Origin of the sequence: Vreelandella zhaodongensis, assembly GCF_013415115.1 — a bacterium.
In the GTDB taxonomy this organism is placed as follows: Bacteria; Pseudomonadota; Gammaproteobacteria; order Pseudomonadales; family Halomonadaceae; genus Vreelandella; species Vreelandella zhaodongensis.
The window spans coordinates 120,936-135,251 of the sequence record NZ_JACCDD010000002.1; the positions used below are offsets into that span (position 1 = coordinate 120,936).

Consider the following 14,316-nt stretch of genomic DNA (forward strand, 5'->3'; position numbering starts at 1 on the left):
TGACATTCATGAATGTCAGTATACATGTATACTAATGACCTACTGGGGACTTTGCCATCCAGTAATGCCAAAATATGGTCACTTTTATTGCTAGGAGCTGCTATGTCACGCCGCAAAGCCGAGGCTGAACGCACCCGGGATGCTATCCTCGATGCTGCAGAAACTCAGTTTCTCACCCAGGGCGTGTCGCGAACCACTCTGGCTCACATTGCCGCTGAGGCTGGCGTTACCCGTGGCGCAATTTACTGGCATTTCGAGGACAAAGCAGCGGTATTCCATGCCCTTCTAGAGCGTGTGCGCGTGCCACTTGATGAAATTGTCGATGATGCCATCCTCCGGCTAGGTAACACACCCACTCAGTGTTTGCATGCAATAGCCCAATGCGCATTGAGCGCTATCTGCCATAATCTGCCGTTACAGCGCGCAGCAACCATCGTGCTGCATCGCTGTGAAAAGCTGGAGGATCACCACCCGCGTATCAGTGTGATTACTCAGCTTTCTGAGCATGCAAAAACAGAGGTAGAACAATTATTCGAACAGGTCCAGAAAAACGGTCATTTACGCCCTGGGCTCAGCCCTGCAAGCGCCCGCCGTCAGTTTCACGGTTTCTTGTTGGGTATATCTTTCAATTGGCTGCAAGATCCAGAACAGTTTGTTTTGGCAGACGAGTACGAGAGCATGGTCGATACTCTAATGCGAGGATTGTTGGTGGAGAGTAGCGCTTAAGCACCTCACACTGAAGCTCACAAACGCGCTAGCTGGGTACGCACAATCCGCGTAAAATGGTCGAGCTGATAGTCAGCAAAGTTCTCAGGGCGGGGTGAAAGTCCCCACCGGCGGTGATGGTGACTTAATGAACATTTGTCATCTAAGCCCGCGAGCGCTCAAGGTGATTTTTTATTTCTTGAGGTCAGCAGATTCGGTGAAAAACCGAAGCCGACGGTGATAGTCCGGATGAAAGAGAACGGCACCTTAGACACGCAACTTAAAAAGTGGCTTCAGCCACCTTTTTGCGGTTGCCTGACGACAGGTTCCGCATGCCCTGATTCTGGTACAACTTATCCAAGAGAATGACCATGAATCAGACATTTCCGCTAACGCTTTCAACCCACACCACGGCTCAGCGCATTGCCTTTATTCAAGGCCACTGGCATCAGGATATCGTTGAGAAAGCTTATGAAGCGTTTATCACTGAAGTAGAACGCTGCGGTCTTAACGCCGAGCAAGTGGACATCTTCACCGTATCAGGTGCTTACGAAATCCCACTCCAGGCAAAGGTACTCGCCGAAAGTGGCCGCTATGGCGCCATTGTCGGGGCAGGCTTTGTGGTGGACGGCGGCATTTATCGCCACGACTTTGTCGCTCATGCGGTGATTGATGGCTTAATGCGCGTGCAGTTAGATACGCAAGTACCGATTATCTCGGTCGTTTTAACACCACACCATTTCCATGAGCACAGCACTCACCACGACTTCTACACCCAGCACTTTGTTACTAAAGGGAAAGAGGCCGCCCAAGCGTGTCTGAATACAATGGAAAACCTGCACCGAGCGCGCAAACTAAGCAACGCTTAAGCCTATGTTGCAGCTGCAATTAAACCTATATTGCAATTAGGTCTCTGTCGTTTGAGCCTGGCTAAACGCCGGGCTCGGCACGCCTCGTCGATATATTAGTGCTAATACTTCAGAAGATGACTGCTCATTAGTCATCCTTTCCGTTATTTGATATCCAGCAGATAACCATAAAACGCTGTGTTGCGCTGCCAGCCTAATGATTCATATAGCTGTTGGGCACGCTCGTTCTCTACCTGAGTCATGAGTATCAAGCGCGCGACACCATGCTCACGAGCCAGCTGGGTGGCGGCTTCCATCAACGCCCTCCCCGTCCCCTTATCGCGACACTCCGGCAACACAAAAAGATCATTTAGCGTCCAACGAGCATTCAAGCCCACCGTGGAAACCCCAGGATAAAGTTGCACGAAACCAGTGAGGTTACCGTCACTATTTTCGCTAACTAAAATACGAGAGTCCGCCTGCCCAAAGCGCTGACGCAAGAAATCACGTGCCGCACCGATATCACTCGGCTGATGATAGAACTGCCGATAGCCGTCGAGTAATCCACTAAGTGCCTCTAAGTCAGACAGTACCGCTGAACGAATATTAACCATGGCAACTACTCCATTAAGATGGTGAACAAACTCAGCTTGCCGCTATAGTGGTCTATAACAAAGAGCCACTTATCGCTAAATTGAGGGAACCAGTGAAACGACGTAACGCTGCTAGCGATTGGATTACGGAAGCACTAGCGATAAGGCTAACAGCGAATGAAGCAGCCACGCTGGTCCAACAGCTCTACCGCTCGCTTAAAGAATGGATTCAACATGGCGAACTGACGGCCGGTGATGCGCTTCCCTCTTCCCGCTATTTATCCCGCGCTTTAGGTATTAGTCGCAATACGGTGCTGGCCGCTATGGATCGGCTGCTGGCGGAAGGATTGCTGATCGCTCGCCAGGGAGCAGGTCTCTATGTAGCAAAACTACCCAAACGATTAAACAGAACCGAACGTCCCCCGCCTGCGCCTGTTCGCTATTCAAACCGAGGCAACACACTATTAACGCTAAGTGGAGCGCTAAGCCACGGCCATCGGGCGTTTGCACCTGGCGTCCCAGCACTCGACCTTTTTCCCCGCGAGCTATGGCAACGCCTTTTGCGTCGCCACTATTATCTCGCAAAGACATCATGGATGGATTATCAAGCCAGCGGCGGGCTGCCTGAGCTTAAAGCGGCTCTCTGTGACTATCTAAGGCTCTCTCGAGCGGTGCGCTGCCAGCCAGAACAGATTGTGATTACCCAAGGAGCACAGCAGGCATTTGAGCTGACTACCCAGCTACTCACCGATAACGGTGATTCGGTTTGGATGGAAGAACCTGGTTACCGCGGTGCACAGGCATGTTTCCTAGCTTCAGGCTTAACGACAACGCTCATACCCGTAGATAGAGAGGGACTAAACCCTGCACTAGCGCCTGCGAGCGCCCCCGCCCCCCGGCTAATCTATGTAACACCTTCTCACCAATATCCTAGTGGCGTTACCATGCCAATACCCCGCCGACTAGCATTGTTAGAGTATGCTTCTCATGCTGGCAGTTGGATCATCGAAGATGATTACGACAGTGAGTTTCGTTACGACACGCCGCCTACTCCCTCTCTACAAGGCCTCGCCGAACAGGCATCGGTGATTTATGTGGGCACCTTCAGTAAAGTGCTCTACCCCGGCTTACGCTTAGGCTATTTGGTATTGCCTGACATGCTTGCCGAAGATTTTATGCGCGCCCATGCGCGACTGCACCGCGAAGGCAACTATCCCATACAATCTGCACTTGCTGAACTTATTGCCAACGGCCACTTTACTCGTCATATCGCTCGCATGCGGGCCGCTTATCGCCAACGCCAAGCCTGCCTGCGTACTGCATTAGCGCCTGCGGTAGCCGCAGGGCTTCGGCTTTCTGACGGTCATGCAGGCATGCACCTACTGGCTGAGCTCGATAATTTCGAAAAAGAAGAGATACTCGTGAGACGTGCTCATGAAGCGGGTATTACGCTTTCTCCTCTTTCCCGCTATTACCTTGGTGAGAATAAGCGCCCTGGTTTAGTTCTCGGCTATGCAGGTTCAACGGAGAGCGAACTAATAAAAGCAGGAGCGTGGCTTAGCCACACATGGTTAAGCTTATGCTAAGGAATACACGTTAAGGAGCTCACAATGCCCGACTTTATAGCCCCTGATGGACACCCACGCTGCCAGTGGTGTGGCGGTGCCCCCGAATTTCTGCCCTATCATGATAACGAGTGGGGTTTTCCGGTAGCTGACGACCAGCGGCTATTTGAGAAACTCTGTCTGGAAAGTTTTCAGTCAGGCTTGAGCTGGCGCACTATTCTCAACAAGCGCGAGAACTTCCGTATCGCCTTTCATCACTTCGACTTCCATCAGATAGCCCGCTTTGGCGAAGAGGATGTGCAGCGCTTGCTGCAGGACGCAGGCATTATTCGCCATCGTGGCAAAATCGAGGCGGTGATTAATAATGCTCAGCGGGCACAGGAAATGGTCGACCAGGAAGGCACGCTAGCTGCGTTCTTTTGGCGCTATGAACCTACCGAATTAGCACCACCACAATCCCAAACCACCTCGCCTGAATCCATCGCACTTGCTAAAGATTTGAAAAAGCGCGGCTGGAAATTCGTTGGACCTACCACTGCGTTTGCGTTTATGCAGGCCATGGGGCTACTCAATGATCACGCGCTAACGTGCATCACTCGAGAACGGGTGGAACAAGCGTGGCAGCAATTTCAGCGACCTGTGTAGCAACAGGGGCACAAGACACTATACTTTTAGCACGAACGCGCCATGTCCAGATGGCCGGTCTGCGTATTCGATGGGTGCCCACTTGTAGTAGGGTATGCTTTTTCACACACTCATCTATACATCAAACAGCCAGGGGACAACACGTTCCCAATGGGGTTAACGTGGTTCAATCGCTCTCTTCGCACACAGAATCCCGCGCTTCGCTATACAAAGCATGGAGCGTGCATGTCTTTACGGCCAGTGGCGTACTGCTCGGCACGATGGCGCTGCTCTCACTGATCGACAACAATCCAGTTGCCTGCCTTCTCTGGCTGGGCGCCGCGATGATGATCGATGGGGTCGACGGCACCTTAGCACGCAAATATGAAGTAAAAACGATACTGCCTCACTTCGATGGCTCGACGCTCGACATGGTCATCGATTACCTTACTTGGGCGTTTATTCCTGCCCTTTTCATCTACTACTTTATTGACTTGCCGTCTAATTTTTCACTGCTTGCCGTGTTCATTATCCTGCTGTCATCGATGTTCTGCTTCTGCAACACCAATATGAAAAGCCAGGATAATTACTTTGTTGGCTTTCCTGCTGCCTGGAACATTGCTGCGGCCTATTTTTATATTCTCGATTTACCGCCCTTCATCACCTTTGCGTCTATCGTTTTTCTGGCCATTCTTACCGTGACTAAGATGAAGTTCCTCCACCCGTTTCGTGTGCGCCAGTTCATGCCGCTCAATATCGCCATCACGCTGGTGTGGTGCGCCTGTACAACGTCACTGGTGCTCACCAGCCCCGAGCACGCCGCTTGGGCACTATGGGGGTGGGGCATTGCATCCGTTTACTTTATGGGTATGTGCGTATGGCGTACCGCTCAGGAAGCGTTTTAATTCGTCGATAGCAAACAGTACTCACTTTAGCGCTACTTCATCAGGCTTCTGCGCTTCTTCCACCATCTCGGCGGCAAGCTCTCCCACAGTGCGCACAGCATCTTCAATGGCCGGTGTTAGCGTAAATGCGTAGTTAAGTCGCAAACACTGGCGAAACTTTCCCGAGGCTGAAAATAGCGAGCCAGGTGCTACATGGATGGCGCGCTGGGCCAAGCGTTCATTAAGGCAAACGCAGTCCACTGCTGCGGGTAGCTCTACCCATAGCAAAAAACTGCCTTGCGGATAGCTGATGCCCGAGCCTTTTGGGAAATAGCGCTGCACCCAACTGATCATGATGTCCCGCTGGCACTGATACTGGCGGGTCGCATAGCGAAGATGGCGCTCGTAGTGCCCTTTGGCAACGAACTCCGCCACCGCCAGCTGCGGTAATGTGGCCGAAGCACCGGTAGAGACATACTTCATATGCAGCGCCTTGTCCCGATAACACCCTGGCGCCAGCCAGCCAACCCGCAGCCCAGGCCCCACCGTTTTGGAAAATCCGCTGCACAACAGCACCCGCCCATCATCATCAAAGGACTTAACTGTACGTGGCCTTGGCTGGGTATAGGCAAGATCACCGTAGATATCATCTTCAATAATGGCCACGTCGAAGCGCTGGGCGAGTTGAAACAGCGCCTGTTTGCGCGCCTCGCTCATGGTGTAGCCCAGCGGATTGTTATACGTCGGGGTGACCTGTATAGCACGGATTGGCCACTGCTCCAGCGCCATTTCCAACGCTTCCAAACTGATACCCGTTTGCGGATCAGTGGGAATTTCCAACGCTTTTAGGCCGTTGGCTTTCAGGATCTGCATGGTGCCGTAAAAGCTGGGCGAGTCTACGGCCACCACGTCGCCAGGCTGAGTAAGAGTGCGCAGCGCTATCGATAATGCTTCCTGACAACCGGTTGTGATCATGATGTCGTCTGGGTGCAGTAAACAACCGGACGCAATGGCCAACCGTGCTACCTGCTGACGTAGCTCGGAGCTACCACCTAGCTTGTCGTAGTTGAAACCATTCAGATCATTCTTTCGATGCAGCCCTGCCAATATTTTCGACAGCGGTTTCAGCGTTTCATAGGCTAGGTTCGGCACACCACGCCCGAGCAGCAGCCGACTATCGTCACGCTGTGTGGCGACCAGCTCTAATACCTGCTCCCACTGGGATACATCTAGTGGGCACTGCGCAGGACGAGAGACAGAAGGCAGCACCGAAGGCACCCGGCTTGGAAGTACGAAGTAGCCCGATTTCGGCCGTGACTCGATCATCGCTACGTCCATCAGTTGCCGGTAGGCCTCCTGAGCGGTCGAGATACTGACATCCAGCTCCTGACATACCGCTCGAATAGAAGGCAAGCGATCACCCACGCGATAAATACCGTGCTCAATTCGCTCCCGCAAAATGCCAGCAACCTCCTCATAGCGAGTCATGCTTCTGCCTCCTGTTTATTTAAAAACAGCTCCAGTACAGTTTTAAATATAAGCTTCCAAGCAATACAGATCCCTGCATTAGCCAGCATACAGAGGTATAACATACACCATCTGTATCTTAAAAATAGAAAACTCTATATCTGTATTGCTTTGGCACGGCTGCGTAATCTGGTTGAGCACATCGTCATTAAGGAGAACCGTTATGCCACGCTTCAGTCTCGCCCAGATTCGCTGTCAGTTACGTCAATATCATCAGCGCCGCCGCAGCCGTTGCCAGTTGCTAACCCTCGATGACCGACTGTTAGAGGATATCGGTATCACCCGTGCCCAGGCGTGCAAAGAGGGGCATAAACCGTTTTGGCGGCACGCATCATTCAAAAGGGGGCCCCATGAAAGCCACTGAGCACTATTTGCTAGATGTGTTTACCGATAAGCCATTTTCAGGCAATCAGCTGGCAGTATTTTTGAATGCCGATGAGCTGGAAACCAGTACCATGCAGGCAATTGCCAATGAACTTAACCTAGCTGAAACGGTGTTTTTAGGCGCGGCGACGAAGGCGAATCACTACCCCATGCGAATTTTCACGCCAACCCAAGAGCTACCGTTTGCTGGCCACCCCACGGTAGGCACTGCGCATTTACTAGCGGGGCTGCACCTAGTGAACCCTGAGCAGACCTTGGTACTTCAGCCGCCCATCGGTGAGCTACACGTCCGTTACATAGATGGAAAAGCTACGTTTACCACTGCCATGCCCGCTAGCGTCACGGGCAGCACTATTGATCGCCTCACTGCCGTTGAGCTGTTGGGACTAGATATCCACCAGGTTATTGCTGATCCCGTGATGGCCTCTTGCGGCCTACCTTTTCATCTCATTGAGCTAGCCGACCTAGCAGCCCTTGAGCACATACAAATCGCCGGAGCAGTATGGGCGGATGCCGTTACTACCAGCGGCACTGAGCAGATATACCTTTATGTGGTGGAACAACGAGACAGCGAAGAGACGATTGTACGGAGCCGTATGTTCTCCATGCACGCCAGCCTTTGCGAAGACCCAGCCACAGGCAGTGCTGCGGCGGCTCTGACCGGTTTCCTGGCCTCTACCCAACCAACCACCTTACGCTGGAAAATCCATCAGGGTGTTGAAATGGGGCGACCCAGCGTTATCCACACCGCCGCCAATGGCAATATAGAGCCAGGGCTTGTCCAAGTCGGCGGTGATGCAACGATAGTAGGCAGAGGAGAGTTTTACCTAGAGCAGTAAACCAGCAGACTGACAAAATAAGAGTGCCCACAGTATCGCAGGCACTCTACTTTTGGCGTTGCTTATGCCACCTGGACTTCGATACGCCGCGTGCGGTGGTTATCTTTCTTGGGCAGCGTTAGTGTCAGTACACCATTAACGATAGTGGCGGTAATGGCATCACTATTCACTTCATGACTGAGATTGAAGCGTCGCGCGAAGCGCTTACCACGTATCTCTGCGTGAAGTGCACTCAAACCCTCAGGCATATCCAACGCTATCTCACCTTCCAAGCTCAGCACATTGTTGTCGAGCTCGACTTTGAGCGTTTCGTGCGTAACGCCCGGCATATCCGCCACCAATTTGAGCGCGCTGGACTCCTCAATAATATCTACCGCCGGTAGCAAGGCGTCCCGCTCACGCTTTTCCTCGCCACGTTGTTGAAGTGGGGAATGGTTGGATGAACGAACAACGTTATTCATGATTTATTCCTCCTTACCAAGGTTAATAAACATGACTTATGCTGCCTGAACATCAATACGGCGCGGCTTGAGTTCCTCGCGCTTTGGCAGCACGATCTCAAACACACCATGGGCATGGCGTGCTTCTGCCCGTTCGGCATCCAATCCGTCGGGGAGCGCAATCGCCCTCACGAACTCACCACTAGTGCGCTCACGACGAAATACCGGGCGCGCGCTTCCATCTTCATTGCTACCCGTCAAAGATTCGCGTTTGCCACGCAGCGTCAGCACATTGTCTTGGACATCAATGATCAGGTCCGAAGGTGTCAGCCCTGCTGCAAACACATAAACTCGCACAGCATCGTCGCTGCGTGCCACATTGATCATGGGAAAGCTTCCCCGCGGCACTGCGCGAATATCCATTGCATTACCATCGGGAAAGAAGCTGTCCAGCAGCTGACTAAACCAGTCAAACTGCCGAGGCGAACCAGTTTCAAAACGCTTGAGATCATCGAACATATCGAACACCTCCTACGTTAGGCAGGTTGAACAAAGAGGCTGCCACACCAGAGGCTCAGTGCCTCCGCACTTTTCTAAATAGGAGCGTTCCGTCGACTTTCAAGGGTTCGAATAGCACTTTTTTAGCTGTTCAAAAGCCACTACTTGACCCTCCCCAGAAACACAGCCTTCTCAATATTTATGACTCGCCATTACCTGATCAAGCCGTAGGGAAAAACAGTGCACCACCAAGGTGTATCAGCGAGTACCCAGACAGCGGGGTAGCGAACCTGACACCAAAATGCTGAAAAACTAGCTCGACAACCATCCATTGCGAGCACTGATCGATCCACGTCGCCTACTCGCTCTTAATTCATGTTCTCGAAAACGCTTTGATTTTAAATGTCCGATAGAAGTGATAAGCGAACTGATGACTAGGTATCATGAGAGCACATCTGCCCTTCAATGAGTGTGTGTTGCAGTCAGAGTTTGCACTCGCCAACTATTAAACAAACTTACCCACCCCAAAATTAACGTTCCTTAATATTGTTTTTTAAAAACCCATCTTCCACAAACAAAATAACAAGGATAAAGTTAATACTTAAACAAAGAGCAGACTTCGGTTAACTATAGGTAACAATATATGAAAACCAAATTAAATAAGATCGCTCTGGCGTCGCTTGTTGCCCTAGGCACTATGCTTCCTATCAATAGCCAAGCTCAGGTGGGTGTAGAAGTTATTATTGGTATGCCTGGGGTAGCAATTCTTAATTACCATGAAGTGGTTGAAGTTGACATTCCTGCCGCTGCACTGACTGCCTTAATTGGCGGAACCGCCGCAGGTGATGCGATGGCTTTTGAAGAGGGCCAAGCTAATGCCACTGCAGCTGAAAATGCTGGAGAGCTTGAGGCTGACTTTGCAATTAATGTAACCGAGCCCACCAACATCGACTTTACTAACATTCCCCTGCTGCTACAGAATGTCTGGTCTGTTCGAGGCATTAATAATGGAGACATGGAAGTCGTCGCAGGCGCTGGTGATCAGCAAACACTTACCAATGGTGCTGCCAGCATTGTGACTTCTAACCCTGAAGTACCTCAAGCAGCGTTCGCTGCCCCAGGGATGAATCCTAATAACGCCGTTAGCGGTGACGTTAGACTAGCGCTAGACTTGAGCAATGCGACTGCCGTAGGGAATTATGACGGTGGAGGCCAAAGCACTTACACTCTTACGGTCAATCTTCTTTAATTCGCAACTAAATAACTAAGAGCTTAAGTGAACTGTCAATGCGAATAATGCCCTGGCGTTTTATTTGCTGTAATTGGAGAGTTGCTTAATGAGCAAGCTAAAATCTAGCCTGCTCATTAAGATGTCAACATTATGTTGTCTGTTAGGTTTTTCTAACTTAGCAACAACAGCTGAACTTAGTTTAATCTCGCATCACACTGGGCAACTTAGCTCAGTTATTTATTTGGAAGATATTACGCTGCCAGAATTAGTGCAGACACAGCAGACCTTACGTGATGATTTCGTCTCAGCTGCCTCGGCACACGCAAAAGGAAACGCATATATGGAAGGCAATCAGCTGCGTGTCAATATGCCTCTTCCTGAAATCACCACGCTGACTCTTTATATCGAGCGAGAACTCCCGCTGGTGTGGCGCTTACACCTTGAACCGCATGAGTATATTCAAGATGTTCGTTTAGAAGCTAGCTGGCACTCGTTGAACACCCTCTCTCGAACTCATGAGATGCCTACCCCCGACATTATATTAACTGAACCCTGGCGGGTGAGTACGAGCGAGTCTGGTGAAGTTTGGGAAGGCCATGCTGCTATTCGTCTGCCCACTGATGCATTACATCACGCCGCATCCATTTCTGGTGAACTGCGTATCGAGCTAATCCAATGACTATTCGACGCTTTTTAGCGCTTTCAGGCATAGCTTTCTGTTTTTTCTGTTATTCAGCCTTGTTATTTGGCAATACGCTGAAGGGACAGGTGGGTATCAGCCCACAAAACTTTATCGTTGACTTAGATAGCCCCAGCAAAGTGCATGCTTACCGCTTGATGAACATGGGCCAGAGCCCCGTCCGCATTAAAGTTGATTTAATGTCATTCGAGCTCAATGAAAATAACCGAGTGGTTCCCACAGTCCCTACCGAAGCATCGCTGGAAAACTGGATCATCGTCAACCCATTAGAGTTAACGATCCCTCCTGGCGATTCCCAGGTAGTGCGTTTTTCTATCCGGCCAGCAATTGAGTTGCCAGATGGCGAGCATAGAGCCGCCATAATCTTTCAGCAGCTACCGACGACAGAAGAAGAGCTGCCGAGCGCATCGTCAGGTGGAGCCAGTATGGTGTTCAAATCACTCTTCAGGTTACAGAGTGCTATCTACGCCACCGTCGGTCATATAGAACGTACTGGGTATCATCATGACGTGCGGTTGTCAGAAGATAGCCTATGGGTTCAGGTCGAAAACACTGGCAACGGCCATATTCGGCTTTCCGGTGACTGGGCTTTATGGCCAAGCTCACAATATAACGCAACTCAGGGTAATCAGTGGCTTAATTGGCTGGAGCTGACAAATAGTGAGCGACAGGCTAATCCACTAACTTCACCGCCAGAGCATCATGGGCGGTTGTCAGCAAATCCTGTGATGCCTTATGCCAAGCGCTGGTTGCGAATTCCCATTCCAGGGGGCATTCAGCCCGGCCGATACCACCTAGAACTCAAGGGTCAACTCAGCGACTCGCCCATACAGCTCAGCGCCCCGCTACACGTCGGTCCAGCCGTTCGATAGCACCATGGCCATCGATGTGGAGCAAGTTATTCGATGCTGGGCAACGCGGATAGCTAAAAGGTGTGGCTATGTTTTGCTTTTTCTGGCACCGCACTCCTACGTCATAGCTAACGATTCAACCTCTGCCCTGTCTTGGGTCGGTGAAGTGGACTCCCACAATCACTTCACCACACCTGCATCTAATCATTTACCAGACGGCATTACCCTTGAACTTGCTGGCCTATTTATTAATGGCAAAGAGCATGCAATGGGCATTGTGGGCATCAAGCTTGACGACAACACACGGCTGTTACCCTTGGATGACCTGTTAACACTGTTGGCGATAGACGCCGATGCTGTAGGGCAGGCAGTCAAACTCACAACCCCACAAGGCCGAGTGACACTCAACCCTAATGAAATATATCAATACGACAACACTGGCTATATAGACCCCGCGTTACTAGCAGAACGCCTTTCTGCACGCATCACATGGAATCCAAGCGAATTCGCTTGGTTTGTTCAATTAGTCTGGGACGCTAGCGGAAATATAGCGACAACGCCTTTTGAAACCCTTGAACCCGACGTACTGCCGCCTCGTTTTAGCCTTTCTCGGATTCGCGGAGAGGCTCGATTCAGGCATAGCAATGAGGAGCTTCAGCATTGGAGTTTTACTGAGCTTTCCGGTCGCGCCGAACGCACCACCTGGCAGGCTCGCCATGAGCATAACTCTCAAGGGCTAGACCGCCTGACGAACTACCATTTTCAGACCCGCTCAAATAACTGGGCAAGTTTAATCGGCCATCAGAAGGTCTCTAGCCATTCATTACTGCCTGCCATTCATTTAACGGGTGTGCAGGCAGCTTGGTCTAACCGGCCTGATTTACTAACACACAGCGGCGCAACACAACTTTTTAATGACAGCCTTAGCCCCATACGCACGTATACAGGAGAAGGGCCACCGGGCGGCACTGCCGAACTGCTTATCAATGGCGCAACGATAGAAAGACAGCGCATTTCATTGGATGGGGTGTTTGAGTTTACCGATATCGAGATTGGGGCTGGGCTGAATCAAGTGGAAATTAATTTATTTGAGCCATTTGAGCCCAATAGCCCCGTAAAAACACTCGATGTCAGCTCGAGAGCAAGCCAACGTATCCTTCCTAGTGGCGCCACGCGGCTTTATGCCGGCTTGGGACAGGAAGGAAACCCCCTTGACGACCAAATAACCAGCCAGGGAAGTGGTAGCGTCTTCAATGTACGACAAGCGCTAGGGGCTTCGCTCACCTTTGAGGGTGCTGCTCAAAACAGCCAACACGGGGATCAGGCAGCCGCTGGCATTATCGCTGCACTCGGGCCACTTGGCATTGCCAGCGCGTCAATTGCGGAAAGCAATCAAAAACAAGCCACACTGATAACACTGGAGGGTGATCAAAAAAACTGGTTTTGGCGCACAAGCCTAAGAGACAGCAGTGATGGCTTCTATCATCATACTGAGGCTGCTCAGCGCGATCATTATGGCCAAGTTGGCATGCGCCACGGGTCTCACTGGGAGCTTTCCCTACTCGGTCGAGAGCGTTTTGGCACAAGTAGCGCAACCTCTTATGTGCTACCTGCTGCGCGCTTTCGGCCTACCTCCAACCTAACACTGACGAGCCGTCCAGACATTGTGGGTGACTACCAACATGAAGCTCACTGGATAGTTCAGCGTAATACCCGGTTAAGAGCGCGTAACGACAGCAGTTCTAATCAACTCGGCCTTACTCATCGTTGGTCATCTCAGTGGAGTAGCTCAGCGTCTGTTTCGCACTCGCGCCCTTCATCACGTACACAGAGCAGTATTGGCACCCGCTGGCAAGAACAAAACCCCTTTGGATGGGTTCTGAACCTGAACGTCCTTCATGGGGATAATAAAGCAGGATTTCTCATGCAGGCTGGGCGCGAGTTAATACCAGGGTTACGCTTTCGTGCAGAAGCAGAGCGCACACCGGTTGATAACCATCGATCACTGCCCCCTCAGGATACAACGGCTAGCCTAATTGTCGCTTGGGACTTTGGTTTAACAGGCGGCGGGTTGGCTCGCTTTGGCTCTAGCCGCCCAGGCCGTGGCTCACTCGGCGGTCAACTGCATGCCCCAACGGGGCACTTCGATTTATCCGATATCGCCGTAAGAGTAAACGGACAAGTTCGTTCTCGAACGGATGCACACGGCCGCTTTAATGTTGCCAATCTCGAGCCCGGCATTTACCAGGTTGATTTAGATCAAGAGGGGCTTCCTCTAGCGCTATCAGCGCAACATCAGGTGATCAATGCCGAAGTGGCTGCAGGCGCAATAACGTCGGTCGCATTCGATAGCGAGATCCTTCTCGGTGCTGCGGGACAAGTAACGGATCGAACAAATCAAGAAGGTATCGCAGGCGTTAACATACGTATTATTAATGCCTTTGAGCAGCCAATTGCAGATGTTAAAACAAACGCTTTTGGCTACTGGCGTGCCGATGGATTGCCCCCTGGCGACTACCAAATTGAAGCTTATGACGGCGACAAACGACTGGGTAGTCGGCCATTACAGCTAATCGAGGCGTTTGTGTTTCAGCAAAATATTGAGGTATCGAGAAGATAATAAGGCT

General features: G+C 51.2%; 15 protein-coding genes and 1 riboswitch. Of the genes, 11 read left to right on the forward strand and 4 right to left on the reverse strand.

The features are described from left to right. The first annotated feature begins 102 nt into the window (after positions 1-102). Positions 103-726, forward strand: coding sequence for a TetR family transcriptional regulator (locus HZS79_RS04030; RefSeq protein WP_162217124.1), 624 nt, complete (start codon positions 103-105; stop codon positions 724-726). A 76-nt stretch (positions 727-802) separates the two neighbouring features. After that, a riboswitch (FMN riboswitch) is annotated at positions 803-970 on the forward strand. A gap of 106 nt (positions 971-1,076) precedes the next feature. Then, positions 1,077-1,574 carry a 6,7-dimethyl-8-ribityllumazine synthase gene (locus HZS79_RS04035; RefSeq protein ID WP_009722890.1) on the forward strand — a complete coding sequence of 166 codons (498 nt, stop codon included), beginning with the start codon at positions 1,077-1,079 and terminating at the stop codon, positions 1,572-1,574. Positions 1,575-1,717: 143 nt separating this feature from the next. On the opposite strand, the gene HZS79_RS04040 is transcribed toward HZS79_RS04035, so the two are convergent. Beyond that, entirely contained in the window at positions 1,718-2,167 is a 450-nt protein-coding gene (locus HZS79_RS04040) for a GNAT family N-acetyltransferase (RefSeq protein WP_179927114.1), read from the reverse strand. Between the two features lie 92 nt (positions 2,168-2,259). Between HZS79_RS04040 and pdxR the strand changes: the two genes are divergently transcribed. The 3 genes from pdxR (at position 2,260) to pcsA (ending at position 5,240) form a co-directional block, all read left to right on the forward strand. Next, positions 2,260-3,732 carry a MocR-like pyridoxine biosynthesis transcription factor PdxR gene (gene pdxR, locus HZS79_RS04045; protein ID WP_179927115.1) on the forward strand — a complete coding sequence of 491 codons (1,473 nt, stop codon included), beginning with the start codon at positions 2,260-2,262 and terminating at the stop codon, positions 3,730-3,732. A 24-nt stretch (positions 3,733-3,756) separates the two neighbouring features. Next, the gene (locus HZS79_RS04050) at positions 3,757-4,356 is read left to right on the forward strand and encodes a DNA-3-methyladenine glycosylase I (protein ID WP_179927116.1); all 600 of its coding nucleotides are present in this window, start codon (positions 3,757-3,759) and stop codon (positions 4,354-4,356) included. A gap of 161 nt (positions 4,357-4,517) precedes the next feature. Next, complete coding sequence (gene pcsA, locus HZS79_RS04055) at positions 4,518-5,240, forward strand: phosphatidylcholine synthase (protein WP_371829562.1); 723 nt, start codon at positions 4,518-4,520, stop codon at positions 5,238-5,240. Between the two features lie 21 nt (positions 5,241-5,261). On the opposite strand, the gene HZS79_RS04060 is transcribed toward pcsA, so the two are convergent. Next, complete coding sequence (locus tag HZS79_RS04060) at positions 5,262-6,707, reverse strand: aminotransferase-like domain-containing protein (RefSeq protein ID WP_179927117.1); 1,446 nt, start codon at positions 6,705-6,707, stop codon at positions 5,262-5,264. A 202-nt stretch (positions 6,708-6,909) separates the two neighbouring features. Between HZS79_RS04060 and HZS79_RS04065 the strand changes: the two genes are divergently transcribed. Both HZS79_RS04065 and HZS79_RS04070 read left to right on the forward strand, forming a co-directional pair. Beyond that, the gene (locus HZS79_RS04065) at positions 6,910-7,110 is read left to right on the forward strand and encodes a DUF1127 domain-containing protein (RefSeq protein ID WP_162217119.1); all 201 of its coding nucleotides are present in this window, start codon (positions 6,910-6,912) and stop codon (positions 7,108-7,110) included. Then, the gene (locus HZS79_RS04070) at positions 7,097-7,969 is read left to right on the forward strand and encodes a PhzF family phenazine biosynthesis protein (RefSeq protein ID WP_162217118.1); all 873 of its coding nucleotides are present in this window, start codon (positions 7,097-7,099) and stop codon (positions 7,967-7,969) included. The genes HZS79_RS04065 and HZS79_RS04070 overlap by 14 nt, the downstream gene beginning before the upstream one ends. A 62-nt stretch (positions 7,970-8,031) precedes the next feature. On the opposite strand, the gene HZS79_RS04075 is transcribed toward HZS79_RS04070, so the two are convergent. Next, positions 8,032-8,430 carry an Hsp20/alpha crystallin family protein gene (locus HZS79_RS04075; RefSeq protein WP_162217117.1) on the reverse strand — a complete coding sequence of 133 codons (399 nt, stop codon included), beginning with the start codon at positions 8,428-8,430 and terminating at the stop codon, positions 8,032-8,034. A 36-nt stretch (positions 8,431-8,466) separates the two neighbouring features. Further along, entirely contained in the window at positions 8,467-8,928 is a 462-nt protein-coding gene (locus HZS79_RS04080; protein ID WP_162217116.1) for an Hsp20/alpha crystallin family protein, read from the reverse strand. Between the two features lie 622 nt (positions 8,929-9,550). Here HZS79_RS04080 and HZS79_RS04085 point away from each other — a divergent pair. From HZS79_RS04085 to HZS79_RS16940, 4 genes are all read left to right on the forward strand, one after another. Further along, positions 9,551-10,156 (forward strand): hypothetical protein, encoded by a 606-nt coding sequence (locus tag HZS79_RS04085; protein WP_179927118.1) that lies wholly within the window; start codon positions 9,551-9,553, stop codon positions 10,154-10,156. Between the two features lie 88 nt (positions 10,157-10,244). After that, positions 10,245-10,817: a hypothetical protein gene (locus HZS79_RS04090; RefSeq protein ID WP_179927119.1), complete on the forward strand. Its 573-nt coding sequence runs from the start codon at positions 10,245-10,247 to the stop codon at positions 10,815-10,817. Further along, positions 10,814-11,710, forward strand: a complete 897-nt coding sequence (locus tag HZS79_RS04095; RefSeq protein ID WP_179927120.1) for a fimbrial biogenesis chaperone — start codon at positions 10,814-10,816, stop codon at positions 11,708-11,710. The genes HZS79_RS04090 and HZS79_RS04095 overlap by 4 nt, the downstream gene beginning before the upstream one ends. 145 nt (positions 11,711-11,855) lie before the next feature. Continuing rightward, the gene (locus HZS79_RS16940; RefSeq protein ID WP_179927121.1) at positions 11,856-14,309 is read left to right on the forward strand and encodes a carboxypeptidase regulatory-like domain-containing protein; all 2,454 of its coding nucleotides are present in this window, start codon (positions 11,856-11,858) and stop codon (positions 14,307-14,309) included. Positions 14,310-14,316: the final 7 nt, after the last annotated feature.